The organism is Rhodobacter sp. 4.3.4, from assembly GCF_058724655.1.
Genome location: NZ_CM178967.1, coordinates 791,426 through 812,478, shown reverse-complemented (window position 1 = coordinate 812,478; position 21,053 = coordinate 791,426). Strand labels below are relative to the sequence as shown.

The 21,053-nt window shown below is 66.0% G+C and carries 19 protein-coding genes; 10 read left to right on the top strand and 9 right to left on the bottom strand.

Going from position 1 to position 21,053, the window contains the following annotated elements; genetic code table 11:
* The first annotated feature begins 123 nt into the window (after window positions 1–123).
* Window positions 124–1,164 (top strand): glycosyltransferase family protein, encoded by a 1,041-nt coding sequence (locus AC4PTB_RS03915; RefSeq protein ID WP_492191790.1) that lies wholly within the window; start codon window positions 124–126, stop codon window positions 1,162–1,164.
* A gap of 51 nt (window positions 1,165–1,215) precedes the next feature.
* Here the strand turns inward: AC4PTB_RS03915 and mdh are convergent, their stop codons facing one another.
* Window positions 1,216–2,178, bottom strand: a complete 963-nt coding sequence (gene mdh, locus AC4PTB_RS03910) for a malate dehydrogenase (RefSeq protein ID WP_492191789.1) — start codon at window positions 2,176–2,178, stop codon at window positions 1,216–1,218.
* A 218-nt stretch (window positions 2,179–2,396) separates the two neighbouring features.
* Here mdh and AC4PTB_RS03905 point away from each other — a divergent pair, with 218 nt between their 5' ends.
* Window positions 2,397–3,137 carry a sulfite exporter TauE/SafE family protein gene (locus tag AC4PTB_RS03905; RefSeq protein ID WP_492191788.1) on the top strand — a complete coding sequence of 247 codons (741 nt, stop codon included), beginning with the start codon at window positions 2,397–2,399 and terminating at the stop codon, window positions 3,135–3,137.
* A gap of 136 nt (window positions 3,138–3,273) precedes the next feature.
* On the opposite strand, the gene AC4PTB_RS03900 is transcribed toward AC4PTB_RS03905, so the two are convergent.
* From AC4PTB_RS03900 to AC4PTB_RS03890, 3 genes are all read right to left on the bottom strand, one after another.
* On the bottom strand, window positions 3,274–4,710 hold the full coding sequence (locus AC4PTB_RS03900) for an NAD(P)(+) transhydrogenase (Re/Si-specific) subunit beta (protein ID WP_492191787.1): 1,437 nt from the start codon (window positions 4,708–4,710) through the stop codon (window positions 3,274–3,276).
* A 15-nt stretch (window positions 4,711–4,725) separates the two neighbouring features.
* Window positions 4,726–6,300: a Re/Si-specific NAD(P)(+) transhydrogenase subunit alpha gene (locus AC4PTB_RS03895; protein ID WP_492191786.1), complete on the bottom strand. Its 1,575-nt coding sequence runs from the start codon at window positions 6,298–6,300 to the stop codon at window positions 4,726–4,728.
* A gap of 291 nt (window positions 6,301–6,591) precedes the next feature.
* Window positions 6,592–7,047, bottom strand: a complete 456-nt coding sequence (locus AC4PTB_RS03890) for a methyltransferase family protein (protein WP_492191785.1) — start codon at window positions 7,045–7,047, stop codon at window positions 6,592–6,594.
* Window positions 7,048–7,150: 103 nt separating this feature from the next.
* Between AC4PTB_RS03890 and kynU the strand changes: the two genes are divergently transcribed.
* The 3 genes from kynU to AC4PTB_RS03875 all read left to right on the top strand — a co-directional run bounded on the left by kynU (window position 7,151) and on the right by AC4PTB_RS03875 (window position 9,941).
* Window positions 7,151–8,347, top strand: coding sequence for a kynureninase (gene kynU / locus AC4PTB_RS03885; protein ID WP_492191784.1), 1,197 nt, complete (start codon window positions 7,151–7,153; stop codon window positions 8,345–8,347).
* 71 nt (window positions 8,348–8,418) lie between these two features.
* Entirely contained in the window at window positions 8,419–9,420 is a 1,002-nt protein-coding gene (moaA, locus tag AC4PTB_RS03880) for a GTP 3',8-cyclase MoaA (RefSeq protein ID WP_492191783.1), read from the top strand.
* A gap of 113 nt (window positions 9,421–9,533) precedes the next feature.
* Entirely contained in the window at window positions 9,534–9,941 is a 408-nt protein-coding gene (locus AC4PTB_RS03875) for a universal stress protein (protein ID WP_492191782.1), read from the top strand.
* Between the two features lie 177 nt (window positions 9,942–10,118).
* On the opposite strand, the gene AC4PTB_RS03870 is transcribed toward AC4PTB_RS03875, so the two are convergent.
* A complete protein-coding gene (locus tag AC4PTB_RS03870; protein ID WP_492191781.1) occupies window positions 10,119–11,285 on the bottom strand; it encodes a M20 aminoacylase family protein in 1,167 nt (388 codons plus the stop codon).
* 816 nt (window positions 11,286–12,101) lie between these two features.
* Between AC4PTB_RS03870 and AC4PTB_RS03865 the strand changes: the two genes are divergently transcribed.
* From AC4PTB_RS03865 to AC4PTB_RS03845, 5 genes are all read left to right on the top strand, one after another.
* Window positions 12,102–13,127 carry an ABC transporter ATP-binding protein gene (locus AC4PTB_RS03865; protein WP_492191780.1) on the top strand — a complete coding sequence of 342 codons (1,026 nt, stop codon included), beginning with the start codon at window positions 12,102–12,104 and terminating at the stop codon, window positions 13,125–13,127.
* Window positions 13,120–14,118, top strand: coding sequence for an ABC transporter ATP-binding protein (locus tag AC4PTB_RS03860; protein WP_492191779.1), 999 nt, complete (start codon window positions 13,120–13,122; stop codon window positions 14,116–14,118). Before AC4PTB_RS03865 ends, AC4PTB_RS03860 begins: the two co-directional genes overlap by 8 nt.
* A gap of 68 nt (window positions 14,119–14,186) precedes the next feature.
* Complete coding sequence (locus AC4PTB_RS03855; RefSeq protein ID WP_492191778.1) at window positions 14,187–15,890, top strand: peptide ABC transporter substrate-binding protein; 1,704 nt, start codon at window positions 14,187–14,189, stop codon at window positions 15,888–15,890.
* Window positions 15,891–16,017: 127 nt separating this feature from the next.
* Window positions 16,018–17,025, top strand: a complete 1,008-nt coding sequence (locus AC4PTB_RS03850) for an ABC transporter permease (protein ID WP_492191777.1) — start codon at window positions 16,018–16,020, stop codon at window positions 17,023–17,025.
* Window positions 17,018–17,926 carry an ABC transporter permease gene (locus AC4PTB_RS03845; RefSeq protein ID WP_492191776.1) on the top strand — a complete coding sequence of 303 codons (909 nt, stop codon included), beginning with the start codon at window positions 17,018–17,020 and terminating at the stop codon, window positions 17,924–17,926. Before AC4PTB_RS03850 ends, AC4PTB_RS03845 begins: the two co-directional genes overlap by 8 nt.
* 12 nt (window positions 17,927–17,938) lie before the next feature.
* Here the strand turns inward: AC4PTB_RS03845 and AC4PTB_RS03840 are convergent, their stop codons facing one another.
* From AC4PTB_RS03840 to AC4PTB_RS03825, 4 genes are read right to left on the bottom strand one after another with little or no spacing between them, the layout of a single operon-like run.
* On the bottom strand, window positions 17,939–19,501 hold the full coding sequence (locus AC4PTB_RS03840) for a cryptochrome/photolyase family protein (RefSeq protein WP_492191775.1): 1,563 nt from the start codon (window positions 19,499–19,501) through the stop codon (window positions 17,939–17,941).
* Window positions 19,498–19,638: a DUF2256 domain-containing protein gene (locus tag AC4PTB_RS03835; protein WP_492191774.1), complete on the bottom strand. Its 141-nt coding sequence runs from the start codon at window positions 19,636–19,638 to the stop codon at window positions 19,498–19,500. Before AC4PTB_RS03835 ends, AC4PTB_RS03840 begins: the two co-directional genes overlap by 4 nt.
* Complete coding sequence (locus tag AC4PTB_RS03830; protein ID WP_492191773.1) at window positions 19,639–20,190, bottom strand: glutathione peroxidase; 552 nt, start codon at window positions 20,188–20,190, stop codon at window positions 19,639–19,641.
* Complete coding sequence (locus tag AC4PTB_RS03825; protein WP_492191772.1) at window positions 20,187–20,894, bottom strand: TspO-related membrane protein; 708 nt, start codon at window positions 20,892–20,894, stop codon at window positions 20,187–20,189. The genes AC4PTB_RS03830 and AC4PTB_RS03825 overlap by 4 nt, the downstream gene beginning before the upstream one ends.
* Window positions 20,895–21,053 lie beyond the last annotated feature (159 nt).

Below are 21,053 nucleotides of genomic sequence, written 5' to 3'. Positions count from 1 at the left end.
CAGAAAAACCGGCTTTGTGATCACGGCCCGCAAATGCGTGATCACAAATTGCCGCAGAGCAGCGAACTTGCTTGCGGTAACGGAATCGCGTTCAGTCGCGGCTGGGCATTTGCGGAGGATGGCATGGCCTCTTGGGGGGTGGTTGCGCTGGTCGATGAGCCGGCGGTGTTGCTGGCGGCGCAGGCGGCGCATCATCTTGCGGCGGGGGCGGCCGAGGTGCATCTGTGGCTGGACCGGCCCGACCCGGAGGCCGCCGATCTTCTGGGCGCGATGGCGGGGGTGCATCTGCACCACGCGGGCGAGGATGGATGGGCGTTTCAGGGGGGCGGGCGGCGTCCGAACCTGCATACCGCGCGGCAAAAGTATATCGCCTCGAAGACGCTCGCCGAGACCCGGCTCGACTGGGTGATGCATTGCGATGCCGACGAATTCCTGACTGCGCCGGGGGGCAGCGTGGCCGAGGCGCTGGCCGCCGCCCCCGCGGCGCTCGACTGGGTCGCGGTGGAGGTGGCCGAGCGGGTGCAGATCGGCGGGCGCGCCGGGGCCGATATTTTCGCGGGCGCTTTCCGCAGGCCCTGGCGCGACTTTGACACCGAGGGCGCCGGGATCTTCGCCCCGGCGGCCTGCGACTATCTGCACCACGGCCTTGCCGGGCATCACAACGGCAAATGCTGCGCCCGGGCGGGACGGGGGCTCTTCATCGGCGTGCATCACGGGCTGCAGAGCTGGGCGGGCGGGCGCGCCGTGGCGCAGGGCACCCTGCCCGGGCTGCGCCTGCTGCATTTCGACGGGCTGACCGAATTGCACTATCTTCTCAAAATCTTGCGCCGGGCGCAGGGGGTTGTCCCCGGTGCCCCCTCGCGCCATGGCGCGGCGCGTCTGATGCAGATTGCGGCGGTGGCCGGGCGCGCGGGGGATGCGCAGCGGCTGCACCGGATCTGGCGGCTGGCCAAGACACTCGACCGGCCGCAGGCGGCGGCACTCGAGGCGCGCGGGGTGCTGAGCCACGACACTCCCGGCATCGCGCAAAGCGTCGCGGCGCAGCTCGGCTTTTGCCCCGACCTCAGCCCCGCCGCCTTTGACCGGGCGCTGATCGCGCGCGAACGGGATTTGCTGGAAAATCTGCGGGCCACCTTCGGCTTTGCCCCGGAAAGCCTGGCGTGAGCCACGAAAAAGGGCGGGGAAATCCCCGCCCTTTCATAACTTTGGCGCCGATTAGGCCAGCGTCGGATCGATCGCCTTGCAGGCCGCGACCAGACCTTTGACCGCCTCGACCGACTTGTCGAACATCGCCTGTTCGGCGTCGTTCAGCTTGATGTCGACGACTTTCTCGATGCCACCGGCGCCGATGATCGTCGGCACGCCGACATACATGCCGTCCAGCCCGAAGGCGCCATCGACCCAGGCCGCGCAGGGCAGCAGGCGTTTCTGGTCGTTGAGATAGGCTTCCGCCATCTCGATCGCCGAGGTCGCGGGCGCATAGAAGGCCGAGCCGGTTTTCAGCAGGCCGACGATCTCGGCACCGCCATCGCGGGTGCGCTGGATGATCGCGTCCAGTTTCTCCTGCGTGGTCCAGCCCATTTGCACCAGATCCGGCAGCGGGATGCCTGCGACGGTCGAGTAGCGGGCGAGCGGCACCATCGTGTCGCCATGGCCGCCCAGCACGAAGGCGGTGACATCGCGCATCGAGACGCCGAATTCGACCGAGAGGAAGTGACGGAACCGCGCCGAGTCAAGCACGCCGGCCATGCCGACGACTTTTTCCGCGGGCAGGCCCGAGAATTGCTGCAGCGCCCAGACCATCGCATCGAGCGGGTTGGTGATGCAGATCACGAAAGCGTTCGGCGCGTATTTGGCGATGCCCTCGCCGACCGATTTCATCACTTTCAGGTTGATGCCCAGCAGGTCATCGCGCGACATCCCCGGCTTGCGCGGCACACCGGCGGTGACGATGCAGACATCGGCGCCCGCGATGTCGGCGTAGTCATTGGTGCCCTTGAAGCAGCCATCGAAGCCCTCGGAGGGACCGGATTCGGCGATGTCGAGCGCCTTGCCCTGCGGCGTGCCCTCGGCGATGTCGAAGAGGACAACGTCCCCCAGTTCTTTGATCGCGGCGAGGTGGGCAAGCGTGCCACCGATCTGACCGGCGCCGATAAGGGCGATCTTGGGTCGGGCCATGGGTTCCTCCACAGGTCGGGAATGGTGTAAGCGTGGCGAAGGACTAGCGTCTAACCCCCCGGCTGGCAAGGGTGCTGCGGGGCAGCAGGACCAGTTCCCTTGTGATGTATGCGATTGCATACTGCCCCCGCCCCGCTGTTTGCGCTAAACATTTCCCTGCGGCGGGCGGCCCGGGGCGCGAAAGCCCGGGTCGCGGCCGGGTGATTCTCGGAGGGGTGATGGAACTCGATGCGTTTGGCTGGGTCATGGCGGTGCTGGCGGCGGTCAGCGTCGGCATGGCCAAGGGCGGTCTGCCGATGATCTCCTCGCTGTCGGTGCCGCTTCTGGCGGGGGTGATGAACCCGGTGGCGGCGGCGGGGCTTTTGCTGCCGGTCTATATCGTCTCGGATCTGTTCGGGCTGATTGCCTACCGGCGCGATTTTGACGCGCGGGTGCTGAAGATCCTGGTGCCTGCGACAGCTTTGGGGGTGGGCTTCGGCTGGGCCACCGCCTCGGTCGTGCCCGAAGCCGCGGTGACGGCGCTGGTCGGTCTGATCGGGGTGGTTTTCGCGCTGAATGCGCTCGCGCGTCCGCGCCTTGGCGGTGCGCGCGAGCCACGGCTGGCGCCCGGCCTTTTCTGGGGCACGATCACCGGCTTCACCAGCTTCGTCAGCCATTCCGGCGGCCCGCCTTATCAGGCCTATACGATCCCGCTCAACCTGCCACGGACGGTCTTTGCCGGAACCTCGACGCTGCTTTTTGCCTGGGTGAATGCGATCAAGCTGATCCCCTATGCGGCGCTTGGCCAGATCAATGTCACCAGCCTCGGCACGGCGCTGACACTGGCCCCGGTCGCCGCGGTCTCGGTCTTTTTCGGGGTGAAGCTGGTGCGAATCCTGCCGCACGAGAGCTTTTACAAGCTCGTCACCTGGGCACTGCTGCTGATCTCGCTCAAGCTGCTCTGGGATCTGCTTCCCTGAGCCCTCCCCTTTCCCCTTGGGGCAAATATCCTGGGGGTCCGGGGGCGAAGCCCCGGCGGGTCGCCCCTGCTGCGCCGGGGCGAAATGAAAAACCCCGCCGTTTCCGGCGGGGCTCCGTCACGGGGTCCAAGGCGGCTCAGTGCCGGATCAGATGCAGCAGCTCTTCCAGCGACTTCTTCGCGTCGCCATAGAACATGCGGGTGTTTTCCTTGTAGAACAGCGGGTTCTCGATGCCCGAATAGCCGGTGCCCTGACCGCGTTTCGACACGAAGACCTGTTTCGCCTTCCAGCATTCCAGAACCGGCATCCCGGCGATGGGCGAATTCGGATCTTCCTGCGCCGCCGGGTTCACGATGTCGTTCGAGCCGATGACGATCGCCACGTCGGTATTCGCGAAATCCTCGTTGATCTCGTCCATCTCCAGAACGATGTCATAGGGCACCTTCGCCTCGGCCAGAAGCACGTTCATGTGCCCGGGCAGACGGCCCGCCACCGGGTGGATGGCGAAACGCACGGTCTTGCCGCGGCCGCGCAGCACCGAGGTCAGCTCCGACACCGCCATCTGCGCCTGCGCCACCGCCATGCCATAGCCCGGGATGATGATGATGCTGTCAGCCTCGTTCAGCGCATCGGCCACGCCCTGCGCATCGATCGCCACCTGCTCGCCCGCGACTTCCATCGCCGGACCCGAGGTATTGCCGAAGCCGCCCAGGATCACCGAGATGAACGAGCGGTTCATAGCCTTGCACATGATGTAGCTCAGGATCGCGCCCGAGGAGCCGACCAGAGCGCCGGTGACGATCAGAAGATCGTTGCCAAGCGAGAAACCGATCGCCGCCGCCGCCCAGCCCGAGTAGCTGTTGAGCATCGACACCACCACCGGCATGTCGGCGCCGCCGATGCCCATGATCAGGTGATAGCCGATGAACAGCGCCAGAAGCGTCATCACCAGAAGCGGCCAGGTGCCATAATCGAGCATGAAGAGCACGAGCATCGCCGCCGAGGTCAGCGCCGCCGTCGCGTTCAGCAGATGCCCGCCCGGCAGTTTCTTCGCCTTGGTGTCGACCTTGCCCGCGAGCTTGCCGAAAGCGATGATCGAGCCGGTGAAGGTCACAGCCCCGATGAAGACGCCCAGGAACAGCTCAACCCGCAGGATCGCCAGCTCGGTCGGCGTCTTGTGCGCGACGAGCGCCGCGAAGCCTTCCAGCGCGGCTTTCGCCGCCTCGTCCATGCCCGGCACGCGCACCGATTCAATATAGGCGTTGTAGCCCACAAGAACGGCCGCCAGACCGACCAGCGAGTGCATCGCGGCCACAAGCTGCGGCATCTCGGTCATCTGGACCTTTTTCGCGACCTTCATGCCATAAAAGCCGCCCGCGCCCAGAAGGATCAGCGACAGGACCCAAAGCCCCTGCCCCGGGCCAGCGAGCGTCGCGCCCACGGCAAGCGCCATGCCGACGATGCCATACCAGACGGCGCGTTTCGCGCTTTCCTGCCCCGAAAGGCCGCCCAGCGAGAGGATGAACAGAACTGCCGCAACGACGTAAGCGGCCGTGGTGAAACCGAAATCCATTGTTCTTTCCTCCGCTTACGACTTCTGGAACATCGCCAGCATGCGCCGGGTGACCATGAAACCGCCGAAGATGTTGACGCCCGCCATGAAGACCGACACGGCCGAAAGCAGGATGACCAGGAACGAGCCCGAGCCCATTTGCAGCAAAGCGCCCAGAATGATGATCGAGGAAATCGCGTTCGTCACCGCCATCAAGGGCGTGTGCAGCGAATGGCTGACGTTCCAGATCACCTGGAAGCCGACGAAGCACGACAGCGCAAAGACGATGAAATGCGCCATGAAGGACGCAGGCGCCACAAGGCCCAGCGCCAGCAAAGCCACGCCGCCCACACCCAGCATCAGGATCTGGTTGCGGGTTTCCTTGCGGAAGGCGGCCTTCTCGGCGGCGCGGATTTCCTCGGGCGTCAGGACCTTGGCCTTTTCCTTCGGCTTTTGCGCCGCGATGGCCGCGATTTTCGGCGGCGGCGGCGGGAAGGTGATCGCGCCGTCAAAGGTCACGGTGGCGCCGCGGATCACGTCATCTTCCATGTTGTGCACGACGACGCCATCCTTGCCGGGCGTCAGGTCGGTCATCATGTGACGGATGTTCGTGGCGTAAAGCTGGCTCGACTGCGCCGCCATCCGCGAGGGGAAATCGGTGTAGCCGATCACCGTCACGCCGTTCGGGGTGACGATCTTTTCGTCCTTTTTCGTCAGCTCACAGTTGCCGCCGCGTTCGGCCGCAAGGTCGACGATGACCGAGCCGCGCTTCATCGCCTCGACCATGTCGCGCGTCCACAGGATCGGCGCATCGCGGCCCGGGATCAGCGCGGTGGTGATGACGATATCCATATCGGGGGCGAGTTCGCGGAATTTCTTCAGCTGCGCTTCGCGGAATTCCGGCGAGGAGGGCGCGGCATAGCCGCCGGTCGCGGCGCCATCCTGGGCCTGTTCCTCGAAATCGAGATAGACGAATTCGGCGCCCATCGATTCGATCTGCTCGGCCACTTCGGGGCGCACGTCAAAGGCATAGGTGATCGCACCGAGCGCCGTCGAGGCGCCGATGGCGGCCAGACCGGCCACGCCCGCGCCGACGATCAGCACCTTGGCCGGGGGCACCTTGCCCGCCGCCGTCACCTGGCCGGTGAAGAAACGGCCGAAGTTGTTGCCCGCCTCGATCACCGCGCGATAGCCCGAGATGTTCGCCATCGAGCTGAGCGCGTCCATCTTCTGCGCGCGCGAGATCCGCGGCACCATGTCCATCGCGATCACATTCGCCCCGGTGGCCTTGGCGGCCTCGAGCAGATCCTTGTTCTGCGCCGGATAGAAGAAGGAAATCAGCGTCTTGCCCGCTTTCAGCCGGGCCACTTCGGCTTCAACCGGCGGGCGCACCTTGGCCACCACGTCGACCGCGTCGAAAAGCGCCTCGGCACCTTTCACCACGGTCACGCCGACGGCTTCGTAGGCCGAATCCTCGAAGCCGGCGGCATGACCCGCCCCCGCCTCGAGAAAACAAATGTGCCCCAGCTTTTGCAGCTGGACCGCAGAGTCGGGGGTCAGCGCGACACGCGCCTCTCCCTCGAAAATCTCCTTCGGAGCGCCGATTTTCACTTGTGTCTCTCCCAATGCTGCCCCGGGACGATTTCAGCCCGGGGACAAAACGTGGCGAGACCTCTTAACACCGCGTAAGAAAGTTTCACAAGCGATTGAAACAAGGAAAGACTTGCAAAACGGATGCCGGGTCGCGCCCCCAGCGATGTATACCTTTGCATACCATGTTACCGCTGACAATTTTGGCGCGGATTCAAGGGTTTGGCCGGGGTCTCCGCCGCCCTTGCGGCGTCGCTTTGGCACAGGCCTTGCGAGGGGGTGCGACGATTTTTCTGCAATGCAGCAAATCGGTCACAGCCAGCGGCGGACCCGGGCACGATAGGCTTGGTATTCGGGGCCGAAGAGCGTGGCGATGGCGACCTCTTCGCCGCGGATGTAGCGGCGGGTGATCAGCGCCATGAAGGCGGGCACGAGCGGCGCGGCCAGCGCGGCATCCCAGACCAGCACCAGCCCGGCGAGGATCATCGCATCGGCCAGATAGATCGGATTGCGCGAGAGCGCGAAGACGCCCCCCGTCAGCAGCCGCCCCGGCCTGCGCCGCGGAATGAGAGTGGTGCGCGCCAGCACCATCTGCGCCGCCGCGACCAGCGTCAGACCGACGCCCGCCAGAATCAGCGCATAGCCCGGCGGATGGGTGAAGGGCAGCGGCAGGGGCACGGCCCGCCCGGTCAGCCAAACCGCCGCGGCAAACAGCGCCAGCCACAGCGGCGGCAGGTCAATCTCTCTCAGCGCCTGTTTCACGGTCATCGCGGCCCCCTTTCCCCGCCGCAGGGTGATGCGGGGTGCTGCGGCGCGCAACCCCCTTGCGGCCGCCCTCTGCCCGCGCCAGTCTGCCCGAAAGGAGACCCCGATGACCACCGATTTCACCGCCACCAAGGCGCTTTTCGATCTGCCCGCGGGCGTGATCTATCTGGACGGCAATTCGCTTGGGCCGCTGCCGCGCGCCGTCGCCCCGCGGGTCGAGGCGGCGATCCGCGCCGAATGGGGCGAGATGCTGATCACCGCCTGGAACAGGGCCGGCTGGATGGACCTGCCCGAGCGGCTGGGCAACCGGATCGGGCGGCTGATCGGGGCGGAGCCGGGGTCGGTCACGCTGGGCGACACGCTCTCGATCAAGGTGTTTCAGGCGCTTGATGCGGCGCTGCAGCTGCGCCCCGCGCGCCGGGTGATCCTGTCCGACAGCGGCAATTTCCCCACCGATCTTTACATGGCGCAGGGGCTGACCGGGTGTCTCGGTCAGGGCTATGAGCTGCGCGTGGTCGCGCCGGAAGAGGTCGAAGCGGCGATCGACGCGACGGTGGCGGTGACGATGCTGACCGAGGTCGATTACCGCACCGGCCGCAGGCACGACATGAAAGCGCTGACCGCGAAAGCCCATGCCGCCGGGGCGCTGGCCTTCTGGGATCTGGCCCATTCGGCGGGCGCGGTGCCGGTCGATCTGGCGGGGGCAGGCGCCGATTTCGCCGCCGGTTGCACCTATAAATACCTGAACTCCGGCCCCGGCGGCCCGGCCTTCATCTATGTTGCCCCCCGCCATGCGGGCCAGGTGCGCCCCGTTCTGTCGGGCTGGCTCGGCCATGACGCGCCCTTTGCCTTCGAGCCCGGCTACCGCCCCGCGCCGGGCACGGCGCGGATGCGCGTCGGCACGCCGCCGGTGCTGCAACTCGCCGCGCTCGACGCAGCACTTGATGTCTGGGACGGTGTTTCGATGACCGATGTCCGCGCCCGCTCGATTGCGCTGACCTCCCGCTTCATCGCCGCGGTCGAGACCGCCTGCCCCGATCTGACCCTTGTCACCCCGCGCGATCCGCAGGCCCGCGGCAGCCAGGTCAGCTTCGCCCATCCCGAGGGTTACGCGATCATGCAGGCGCTGATTGCCCGCGGCGTGATCGGCGATTTCCGCGCCCCCGACATCCTGCGCTTCGGCGTGACGCCGCTTTACATCGGCGAGGCCGAGATCGACCGCGCCGCCGAAATCCTGACCGAGGTGATGGCGACCCGCGCCTGGGACCGGCCCGAATTCCACGCCCGGGCGAAAGTGACCTGAGGTCGCCAAACCGCGACAACCCGCCGCAGCCGGTGCTTGCCGGGCCGCGGCGGGGCATCTAACCTGCGGGCATGGAACAGCTGACCGATCCTTTCGCGCGGACGATCACCTACCTTCGGGTCTCGGTGACGGATCGTTGCGATTTTCGCTGCAGCTATTGCATGGACGAGGGCACCCGCTTCCTGCCCCGCGCCGATCTGCTCTCGCTCGAGGAACTTGACCGGCTCTGCTCGGTCTTCATCGGGCTGGGGGTGCGCAAACTGCGTCTGACGGGTGGCGAGCCGCTGTTGCGCCGCAACGTGATCAGCCTGTTCCGGGCGCTGTCGCGGCATCTGGAAACCGGCGCGCTGCACGAACTGACGCTGACCACGAACGGGACGACGCTGGCCGCCCATGCCGCCGATCTGGCCGCCTGCGGGGTGAGGCGGGTGAATGTCTCGCTCGACAGCCTGCGCGCCGAAAGGTTCAGGGCAATCACCCGGCGCGGCGATCTGGCCCCCGTGCTGGCGGGCATCGCCGCGGCCAAAGCGGCCGGGCTGCGGGTGAAGATCAACACCGTGGCGTTGCGCGGGGTGAACGAGGACGAGCTGCGCGATCTTGCCGCCTGGGCCGGGGCCGAGGGCCATGACCTGAGCTTCATCGAGGTGATGCCGGTGGGCGAGATGCCGATGCAAGATCGCGCCGCCACCTTCCTGTCGCTGGCCGAGGTGCGGGCGCGGCTCGCCAATCACCTGACCCTGACCGACCTGCCCGAAACGACGGGCGGCCCCGCCCGCTATGTCCACGCCGCCGAAACCGGTCAAAGGATCGGCTTCATCACGCCGCTCTCGCACGGGTTTTGCGCCGCCTGCAACCGGGTGCGGCTCAGCGCGACGGGCATGCTTTTTCCCTGTCTGGGCCAGGAGGGCGGCACCGATCTGCGCGCGCCCCTGCGCGGCTCGGAGGGGGACACGGCCCTGATCCGCGCCATCCGCGCCGCGATCGGGCGCAAGCCGCGCGGCCATGATTTCGGCTATGGCGCCACCGGGGTCTCGGGCCGGGTCGGGCGCGGCATGAACCAGACCGGGGGATAGACAGGGAGGGGTAAGTCCGGAAACGGACAGAAAGCGTGACCTGCATCAAGGCGCCCGCCTGTTTTTCGGGCAGAATGACCCCATCCGTAACGACGCCTTCAAGGGGGATCGCCATGTATTCCAACCTCATCGTGCCCGTCGCCTTCGACGCGGAACACAATCCCGACACGGCGCTGAACGTGGCCCGGACGCTGGCCGCCGCGGGGGCGCGGGTGACCATCGTGCATGTGATGGCCGATGTGCCGGGCTATGCGATTTCCTACATGCCCGAGGGCTATGATGCCGAGCTGCGCCAGACGCTGCAAAACCAGCTTGATGCGCTGGCGGCCGAGTTCGAGAATGGCGCGGGCGTGCTGCGGCAAGGCCATGCGGCGAACGAGATCCTTGATCTGGTGGACGAAATCGGCGCCGATTGCATCGTGATCGCCGGGCACCGGCCGGGTCTGAGCGATTACCTGATCGGCTCGACCGCGGCGCGGGTGGTGCGCCATGCGCCCTGTTCGGTGATGGTGCTGCGCTAAGGCGGAGGGGCTCTGCCCCGGCAGCCTTGCGGCCTTGCCCCGGGAGAGTTTCGCCAGGGGGACATGCAAAAGGGCGCTCCGTGCGGGCGCCCTTTTTTCATTTTGGTTTCGCTTGGTGCAGATATCCCGGGGGGTGACTTGGCCGGGAGAGGGGCAGCGCCCCCTGCCCCGCCCGTCTTACGCCGCGGGCATCCGGCTTTCGACCATCCCGGCATACCAGCTCGATCCGAAGGGAATTGCGCTGTCGTCGAAATCATAGGCCGGGTGATGCAGCACCGCGCTGTCGCCATTGCCAAGGAAGATATAGGCCCCCGGCCGCGCATTCAGCATGTAGGAGAAATCCTCGCCCCCCATCATCGGCGCCACCGTCGTATCGACATGGCCCGAGACCGCCTGCGCCACAGCGACGGCATGGTCGGTATTCTCGGGCGTGTTCAGCGTCACCGGATAGCCGCGGAAATAGTCGATCCCGACCGTCGCGCCATGCGCCGCCGCGATCCCCTCGGCCACCGCCTTCACCCGCGCCTCGGCCAGATCGCGCACCGCGGGATCAAGCGAGCGCACCGTGCCGCGCAGCACCACCGTCTGGGGAATGACGTTGTAAGCCTCGCTCTCGGTGCGGAAGGTGCAGATCGACACCACAACCTGTTTCAGCGGATCGACATTGCGCGCCGCGATCTGCTGCATCGCCACGACGATATGCGCCGCGACCAGCGTCGTGTCGATGCAATCATGCGGTTTCGCCGCATGGCCGCCCTTGCCGGTCACCACGATGTCGAACTGATCGGTCGCCGCCATCATCGGGCCGGGGCGAATGGCGAAGCTGCCGACCGGAAAGCCCGGCATGTTGTGCATGCCGTAGACTTCCTGAATTCCCCAGCGCTCCATCATCCCGTCATCGACCATCGCCTTGCCGCCGGCGCCGCCCTCTTCCGCGGGCTGAAAGATGACAACCGCGGTGCCGTCGAAATTCCGCGTCTCGGCCAGATATTTGGCCGCGCCCAGCAGCATCGCGGTATGGCCGTCGTGGCCGCAGGCATGCATCTTGCCCGGCACTTTCGAGGCATGGGCCGCCCCGGTCTGCTCCATGATCGGCAGCGCATCCATGTCGGCGCGCAGCCCCACCACCCGGCCCGACGTATCGCTGCGGCCGCGGATCACGCCGACGACGCCAGTCTTGCCGATGCCCTCGACCACCTCGTCACAGCCGAAGTCGCGCAACAGCGCCGCGACCTTGGCGGCGGTGCGGTGCACCTCGTAAAGCAGTTCCGGGTTTTCGTGGAAGTCGCGCCGCCAGGCGGTGATTTCGGGCAGCAATTCGGCAAAGCGGTTCTTGACGGGCATGATCCTGTCTTTCCTGGCAAAGATCCTTGAAACGTCGCAGGCTTTGGCGGCGGCGGCAAGATCAGAAGCCGGGGCCGGGGTCAATTTTTGATCCGTCGGTCAAACGGCCGCGGCGGAAGCGGCGCGGGGTGCAGCCGCCGGCAGCGTCCCAAAGGGCCCGGCCCGCGCCTTCAAGGGCGTGACAAGGCCGGTCACCCGAAGTGGGCCGCGGGGAATCACCGCCGCCGACGGCCCCGGCCCGGCAGGGGGCTTTCCCGCCCCGCGCCCGCGCCAAATCGACCCGGGCGGCCAAACCCTCGGCCGCGAGAGGCGTGTCCGACCGCCCGGCGATGCCGCCGTGGCGAAGGCCGGGCGCGGGGTCCGTCCCGGCGGCAAGCCCCTGCCACAGCCACATCGCCGCCTGCAGGATCGGCAATTCGGCGGGATCGCGGCGCCTTTGCCGGCTCCAGCCCCGGTTTCACGAAGATTGCTTGCTCACGCCCCGGGTCTTTTCCAAAATCACGACATGCCTCCGGCCTGCGCAAGAAAATGAACCCCCGCCACTTCGGCGATGCCCGCGCCCACCTTCCCACATCGGCGGCCTCGGGCAGGACGGCGGAAAACGCACCGGGTCCTTGCGCAAGATCACAACCGGCATCGGCTGCCCCTTCGGCACGGGTGGACGCAGCCGCCGTACCGCCCGCGCAGGGCTGCCGCGGCGTTACCGCTTGCACTGGACGCGAAAATCTCTAACAATCGGTCAAATATCTTCACCTATCTGTGAAGGCGCGCAGAACAACGCCGGAAAACGGCGCAAGTCAAAGACTGGGGGACGCAATGCGCAATGGCGCGCAGCCCGTGCTCGAGGTGACGAACCTCAAGACCATTTTTCGCACCCGTGGCGGCGAGGTGCATGCGGTCAATTCCGTCTCGTTCGACCTGAAGCCCGGCGAATTGCTGGGCGTTGTCGGCGAGTCGGGGTCCGGCAAATCCGTCACCATGATGTCGCTGATCGGGCTGTTGCCCAGCCCCCCCGCCGAGGTGCGCGAGGGCAGCGTGATGTTCGACGGGCTTGACCTGCTCAAATGCACCCCCGCCCAGCTGCGCGCGGTGCGCGGCCCCGGCGTCGGCTTCATCTTTCAGGACCCGATGACCTCGCTCAACCCGGTCTTCACCGTGGGCTATCAGCTGCGCGAGCCGCTGATGAAGCATATGGGGATGACCAAGGCGCAGGCGCAGATCCGCGCGCAGGAGCTGCTGGAGCTGGTGGGCATCCCCGATGCCGGGCGGCGGCTGAAGGATTTCCCGCATCAGTTCTCGGGCGGGATGCGGCAGCGGGTGATGATCGCCATCGCGCTGGCCTGCGATCCGAAAGTGCTGATCGCCGACGAGCCGACGACGGCGCTCGATGTGACGATTCAGGCGCAAATCCTGGAACTGGTGAAGGATCTGCGGCAGAAACTGGGCATGGCGATTGTCTGGATCACCCATGATCTGGGCGTGATCGCGGGCATCGCCGACCGGATCATGGTCATGTATGGCGGCCAGATCGTCGAACATGGCACGGTGAAAGAAGTCTTCGCCAAGCCCCGCCACCCCTACACGCGGGCGCTGTTGCAAACGGTGCCCTCGGTGCGCGGCGAGCGCGCCGAGAAGCTGAACGTGATCGAGGGGCAGCCGCCGATCCTGCGCGCCGCCCCCACCGCCTGCCCGTTCCGCGACCGCTGTTCCTTGCGCTTTGCCGCCTGCGATGCCGCCAATCCGGCGCGCTATGACGTGGGTCCGGGCCATGATGCGGCCTGTTTTTGGGATTTCGAAACGAATGCCCCGCGCCGGGAAGTGACGGAGAAAGTCGATGTTTGACGGCGGCAAGCGGCCTCTGGTCGAGGTCGAAGGGCTGAAGATGTATTTCCCGATCACCGCGGGGCTGTTCCGCAGCAAGGTCGGTGACGTGAAGGCGGTCGATGACGTGACCTTCACCATCTACGAGGGCGAAACCCTTGGTCTGGTGGGGGAATCGGGCTGCGGCAAATCCACCTGCGGGCGCGCGGTGCTGCGGCTTTACGAACCCACCGCGGGCTCGGTGCTGATCGACGGCGAGGATGTCCTGGCCGCGCCGCCGGGCGAGTTGCGGGCGCTGCGCCCGAAGATGCAGATGGTGTTTCAGGACCCGCAGGCATCGCTGAACCCGCGGATGACGGTGGCGGGGATCATCGGCGAGCCGCTTGATGAACACACGACGCTGAACCGGGCGCAGAAGCTGGCCCGGATCTATGCGCTGATGGACAAGGTCGGGCTGAACCGCGATTTCGCCAACCGCTATCCGCATGAATTTTCCGGCGGCCAGCGCCAGCGCATCGGCATCGCCCGGGCACTGGCGCTCAACCCGCGCTTCATCGTCTGCGACGAGCCGATCGCGGCTCTGGACGTGTCGATCCAGGCGCAGGTGGTGAACCTGCTGGAAGAGCTGCAGGACAGCCTTGGGCTGACCTATCTCTTCATCAGCCACGACCTGTCGATGGTGCGCCACATCGCCGACCGGGTCGCGGTGATGTATCTGGGCCGGATCGTCGAGCTGGCCTCGCGCGATGCGCTTTATGAGGCGCCGCTGCACCCCTATACGCAGGCGCTGCTCTCCGCCGTGCCCGAGCCCGATCCGAATGCCGAAAAGACCCGGCAGCGGATCATCCTGACCGGCGACGTGCCCTCGCCCGCCAATCCGCCCAAGGGCTGCAATTTCTGCACCCGCTGCCCGAAGGTGATGGATCTGTGCCGCAAGGTGGAACCCGAATATCGCGAAGTGGCGCCGGGTCATTTCACCGCCTGCCATCTGCACAATCAGACCGCCGGGTAAACGGCGGCGTGACACGCGGGCAAGAGCCCGAGCAAACGTGATCCCTGCATCCATGAAGGAGAGGACGCATGAAACTCAAGACCGCTTTGATGGGGGCCGCGGCCCTGCTGGCCTTTGCGCCCGCCGCGTTCGCCGAACGCGGTGCCGACGGTGAGCTGAAGATCATCCAGTCGCAGGCCGCCTCGACGATGAACCAGTACCTGTCCTCGGGCACCAAGGACATCAACGCCTCCTCGATGGTCTCGGAGCCGCTGGCCTCCTACAAGCCCGATGGCACGCTGATGGCCCGCCTTGCCGTGGAAATCCCGACGCTGGAAAACGGCGGCGTCTCGGCCGATGGCAAGACCATCACCTGGAAACTGCTGCCGGGCGTGAAATGGTCGGACGGCAGCGATTTCACCGCCGATGACGTGGTCTTCACCGGGCAATATTGCATGGATCCGGCCGGCGGCTGCGCGCAGCTGTCGAAATTCGAAGGCATCGAGAAGATCGAGGCCGTCGATCCGCTGACCGTGAAGATCACCTTCCTGAAGCCGAAGACGAATCCCTATTCCGCTTTCGTCGGCGCGCTGGCGCCGATCCTGCAGAAGAAGCAGTTCGAGAAATGCCTGGGCGCCAATGCCTCGAGCTGCACCGAGGCGAACTTCAAGCCGGTCGGCACCGGCCCGTTCATGATCACCGATTTCAAGACCAATGACGTGGCGGTGTTCGAGGCGAACCCCTATTACCGCGATCCGGCCAAGCCCGCCTTCGCCCGTGCGACGCTCAAGGGCGGCAACGACGCGATGTCGACGGCGCGCGCCGTGATGGAGACCGGCGAATACGATTACGGCTGGAACACCCAGATCGAGCCCGAAGTGCAGGCGCAGATGATCGCCGCCGGCAAGGGCAAGTTCATGAACGCTTACGGCGGGCTGGTCGAACGGCTGGAGCTGAACATGACCGACCCCTCCTCGGCCCTGCCCGAGGGCGAGCGCTCGACCGTCAAGCATCCGCATCCGGTGTTCTCGGACATCCGCGTGCGGCAGGCGCTGTCGATGGCGATCGACCGGTCGCTGCTGGTTGAAATCGGCTATGGCGAGGCGGCGCGGCCGACCTGCAACCTGGTGCCCGCGCCCGAGATGTTCGCCTCGGACAACACCGGCTGCCTGACGCAGGATGTCGAAGGCGCGAAAAAGCTTCTGGATGAAGCGGGCTGGACCGACACCGACGGCGACGGCATCCGCGACAAGGACGGCAAGAAGCTGAGCCTGGTGTTCCAGACCTCGGTCAACCCGATCCGGCAGAACTTCCAGGCGATGATCAAGCAATGGTGGAACGATGTCGGCATCGAGGTCGAGCTGAAACAGATCGACCCCTCGGTCTTCTTTGGCGGCGATGCGGGCTCGCCCGACACGTTCCAGAAGTTCTACGCCGATGTGCAGATGTTCGCCAACGAATGGGACGGCACCGATCCGCAAGCCTATCTGGCGCAGCTGACCTGCGAAAAGGCGCCCAAGCCCGAGGATCAGTGGCAGGGCGAAAACATCCCGCGCTTCTGCAACCCGGATTACGATGCGCTGATCAAGGAGATGCTGACGACCGCCGATGCGGACAAACGCGCCGACATGATCAAGAAGCTGAACGACATGGTGACCAAAGAGTCGATGGTCACCGTGCCGCTGGCGAACCGGGCCCGCTTCTCGGCGGTGTCGAACACGCTTCTCGGCGTCGAGATGAACGCCTGGGACAGCGAATACTGGAACGTGGCCGACTGGTCGCGGGCGAAGTGATCGCAGGATAAGAAACCGTGAGGTCGGACCGGCAGGGCCGGTCCGACCCGGGCGGGGGGGCGCCGGGCCTGCGGCCCGGCGCCCCCCCGCCACCCCCCGAAAGAAAGAGAGACGAGCCGAGGCGCCGATGTTCCAGTATACGATGCGACGATTGCTGATTGCGATCCCGACGCTTCTGATCATTTCTCTGGTGATCTTCCTGCTTCTGGAGGCGGCCCCCGGCGACCCTCTGGGCGAGGTTCCCCTGACCGTGCCGCCCGAAGTGAAGGCGAAGATGCGCAGCGCGCTTGGCCTCGATGCCTCGTGGTATGTGCGCTATTTCCTCTGGCTCAAGCAGATGTTCTGGATCGAGCCGATGCATCTGATCGACAACCTGTTCGGCACGCATCTGGCCGATGACATGCAGCGCGTGATCTCGTTCCAGTCGCGCCAGCCGGTGATGGACATCATCGCCGAGCGCATGCCGCAGACGCTGATCGTCGTCGGCTCGGCTTACGTGATCGGCGTGCTGATCGCGATGCCGATCGGGATTATCTCGGCCTATCGACAATATTCCTGGTTCGACAACCTCGGCACCTTCATCTCGATGATCGGCTTTTCGGTGCCGACCTTCTTCACCGGCGTCGTGCTGATCGTGATCTTCGCGGTCAAGCTGCAATGGTTCCCGATGGTCTATGACACCACCTTGCAGGTCACCGACTGGGAAAGCTTCACCAAGCAGCTCCAGCAGATGGTGATGCCGGTCACGGTGCTCTCGCTCTTCAACGCGGCGCAGATCTCGCGGTTCATGCGCTCGTCGATGCTGGACAACCTCGGCCAGGATTATGTCCGCACCGCCCGCGCCAAGGGCCTGACCGAGCGCGTCGTGGTGCTGATCCACGTGCTGCGGAACTCGCTGATCCCGGTCGTCACCGTGATCGCGCTTGGCGTGCCCTCGATCTTCGGCGGCGCGATCATCACCGAACAGGTGTTCAAGGTGAACGGGCTCGGCCAGCAGCTGATCCTGGCCATCCACGCCAACGACCTGCCGATGGTGATGACGCTGACCTTCATCTTCGCCGTGCTGATCGTGCTTTTCAACCTGATCGCCGACCTGCTTTACGGCATCCTCGATCCCCGGATCCGCTATGACTGACACCACCGCTGCCAAAATCCGCCCGCCGCGCAACCAGTGGTGGGATGTCTGGGACCAGTTCAAAACCCACAAGGGCGCGCTGGTCGGCCTGACGATCTTTGTCGCGATCCTCGGGCTGATCCTGCTCGGACCGCTCTTTTGGAAGATCGACCCGACCTATGTCGATTTCCGCGCCCGCAACAAGGGCTTCTCGCTCGCCCATCCCCTGGGCACCGACCAGCTCGGCCGCGACCTCTTGGCGCGGATGATGGCGGGGGGCAAGGTCTCGATCTCGGTCGGGCTGACCGCGATGTCGCTCTCGATCTTCCTTGGCGCCACGATCGGCGTGCTCGCGGGCTATTTCAAACGCCTTGACGGGCATCTGATGCGGCTGACCGACCTGTTCCTGGCGCTGCCGCTGCTGCCCCTGCTGCTGTTGATGGTGACGCTGTTCCGCGATCCGCTGTCGAAGGGCTTCGGCCCCGAGGGCGGGATCTTCCTTCTGATCGTCACCGCGATCGGGGCAACGTCGTGGATGCAGACCGCCCGCATCGTGCGCGGCGAGGTGCTGGCGCTGAAGGAACGCGAATTCGTGCTGGCCGCGCGCTCGATCGGCACGCCGTCCCATCGCCTTGTGCTGCGCCACATCCTGCCCAACGTGATGTCGCCCATCATGGTCTCGGCCACGCTTGGCATCGCCTCGGCGATCATCACGGAATCGGCGCTGTCGTTCTTGGGCCTCGGCTTTCCGCCCGATTTCCCGACCTGGGGGCGGCTTCTGTTCGATGCCGTCGATCAGATCCAGCTTTACCCTTGGCGGGTGATCCTTCCCGGCATCGCGATTTCGCTGACGGTGCTGAGCGTGAACTATATTGGCGACGGTCTGCGCGACGCGCTCGACCCGCGCATCCGCGGCCGCTGATCACGCCGCTGATCACCACGGCATCGGGATTTGCGCCGGGGGCTCTGCCTCCGGCGTTTCCATTTTGGCCAGGAACGCCTCGGCCTCGGCCAGGATCGCCGCCCGCTCCCCCTCCCCCATCGCGGCAAGGGCCTTGTAGGGAAGCGCCATCCGCGGGTTCTTTCCGAACCGCGCCTGATGGGTGATCAGGAAGCTCCAGTACAGATAATTCATCGGACAGGCGTTTCGCCCGGTCCGCGCCTTGGCGTCATAGCCGCAGCCGCGGCAGTAATCCGACATCCGCCCGATATAGGCCGCCGCCGCCGCATAGGGTTTCGACCCCAGCCGCCCGCCATCGGCATGGGCCACCATCCCATGCACATTCGGCAGCTCCACCCACTCAAACGCATCGGCATAGACCGCCAGATACCATTCCTCGATTTCCGCAGGCGCGATCCCGGCCAGAAGCGCGAAATTCCCCGTCACCATCAGCCGTTGGATGTGATGCGCATAGGCATTGTCGCGCGTGCCCCGGATCACCTCGGCCAGACAGCGCATCCGCGTTTCGCCGCTCCAGTAGAACGCCGGCAGCGGCCGCGTGGCGTTCAGCGCATTCGTCGCCGCATAGCCCGGCATCCCGGTCCAATAGATCCCGCGCACGAATTCGCGCCAGCCGATCACCTGCCGGATGAAGCCCTCGACCGCGTTCAGGGGCGCCCGGCCCGCGTGATATTCCCGCTCCGCCGCCTGCGCGACCTCAAGCGCGGTCAGCAGACCGATGTTCAGCGCGGGCGCAATCAGCGCATGATAGAGGAAATCCTCGCCCGCCTGCATCGCATCCTGCCAATCGCCAAAGGACGGCAGACCGACGCAGAGGAAATGATCGAGCGCCTGCAACGCCTGCGCCCGCGTCACCGGCCAGCCGAAACGATCAAGCCTGCCGAAGTGACCAGCGAACCGCGCCTCGACAAGGGCCGCCACGTCTTCGGTCAGCGGATCGGGGGCAAAGCGCAGGCGCTTTGGCGCGCGATGGCCACGCGGCAGGGCCTTGCGGTTCTCGGCGTCGTAATTCCATTTGCCGCCAAGGGGTTTCGCCCCCTCCATCAAAAGCCCGGTGCGCCGCCGCATCTCGCGGTAGAAATACTCCATCCGCCCGGTCTTGCCCGCCGCACTCAGCCGCGCAAATTCCGCGGGCGAACACAGGAAACGGTCATCCTCGCGGATCTCGACCGGCACACCGATCCGCCCGGACCAGCCCTGCATCAGCTGCAGCACCCGCCATTCGCCCGGATGCGTCACCACCACCGCTTCGGGCCGGTGCCGCGCGACGGCCCGGGCCAGTTCGCCGGTGAAATCCTGCGCATTGGCCGGATCGTCCAGCCGCACGTAATCGACCGCGATCCCCTCGGCCCGCAGCTCATCCGCGAAATGCCGCATCGCCGACAGGACCAGCAGCAGCTTCTGCTTGTGGTGCCGGACATAGGTCGCCTCGGCCGCGACCTCGACCATCAGCACGACATCGCGCGTGGGCTCGATCCCGTCCAAAGACGAGATCCCCCGCGTCAGCTGATCGCCCAGGATAAAAACCAGCCTCATCGCGCGCGGCGGCAGCGGTCAGAGCAGAACCGGACATTCTCCCAGTCCCGCGCCCATTTCTTGCGCCAGGTGAACGGGCGGCCGCATCCGGCGCAGATCTTCTGCGGCAGATCGCCCTTGCGGATCCTTTTCGCCACTCACGCCCCCGGCAAAAGCGGCTCGAAAGCGGCGCGGATGGCGCTGCTTTCCGGCTTCGTCATCGAGCCCCAGGTGGCGACCACCTTGCCCTCGCCATCCAGCAGCACCTTGTTGAAATTCCAGCGCGGCACGAAACCCTGCGTCTCTTTCAGCCATTTGTAGAACGGATGCGCGTTCTCGCCCAGAACCGGGGTGATGTCGGTCATCGGCACCGTCAGCCCATAGGTCAGGGTGCAGAATTCCGAAACCTCCTTGCCGCTCTCCAGCTCCTGCTTGAAATCATCCGAGGGCACGGCCAGAACGATCAGCCCCTTCGGGCCCCAGACCTTGTGCAGCGCCTGCAACCCTTCCAGCTGCGGGGTGAAGCCGCACAGCGACGCGGTATTGACCACCAGCACCGGATGGCCGCGATAGGCGGCGGTGTCGATCACGCCGCCCTCGATCGAGGCGAAGGTGAAGCTCGGCGCCTCGGCCTCGGCAGCGCGCGCCGCGGGGGTGGCAAAGGCCCCGAAACCGCTCAGCACCGCGGCCGCCATCAGCTTGAATTTCATTGCAGTTTCCTCCTGCGCAAAAGAAGCGTTGCCGCGACAAGCAAAAGCCCGACAAGGGCGAGAGCGAGCACCGGCCAGTCCCCCGCCCGGGCATTCGACACGATAACCCCAAAGAGCGCCCAGCCCGCGCCGAACGCATAGCTTGGCACATCGGGGCGGCGCCAGACGACCAGAAGCGCGGTCAGGGTGACGCCGGTCAGCGACAGATAGGCCGCCTGCTGGCCGGTCAAGACCCCCTGCCCGCCCAGCGTGATGGCAATGGCGACGCCGCAGGCCGCCGTCACCCAGCCCGCATAAAGCCCGACCGGTCCCGCCGCCCACAGACCGGCGGGCGCACGCAGAAAGGCCGCAATCGCCGTCGCCGCCATGAAGATCAGCATCACCGTCGCCAGCACCGGCTGCAAATTCGCCACGGTGATCCAGAAACTGCCCACCGCCAGCGACAGGATCAGTGCCCGCCGCATGTCCTGCCATTCCGGGTTGCGCCACGCCCGCACCAGCCCGTAGCCCGCGCCCACGATCAGCCACAGATAAATCGCCCCCCAGATCGAAAACGCCCAGCCCACCGGCTGCACCGGCCAGCGGTCCGCCACGATCGGGAATTGCGACGGCGTGAAGCCGCGAAAGCCCTCGCTCAGGAACGGCGATCCGGCAAAGGTCAGCGTCGTGATCAGCACCAGGGGCGCCAGCAGCCAGCGATCCATCCTCATCCTCCGTTTTCCGCCATCCTGCGGGTCCGCGCCGCGAAGCGCAACCTCGGCGATTGTCATCGCGGCGGGCCTCGTGTCATTCTTGTTTTGACAAGACGCGGGCGCCGGGCAAAAGGTTGCGTCCGAAACGACGAAAGCGGCGAAAGGCGACCG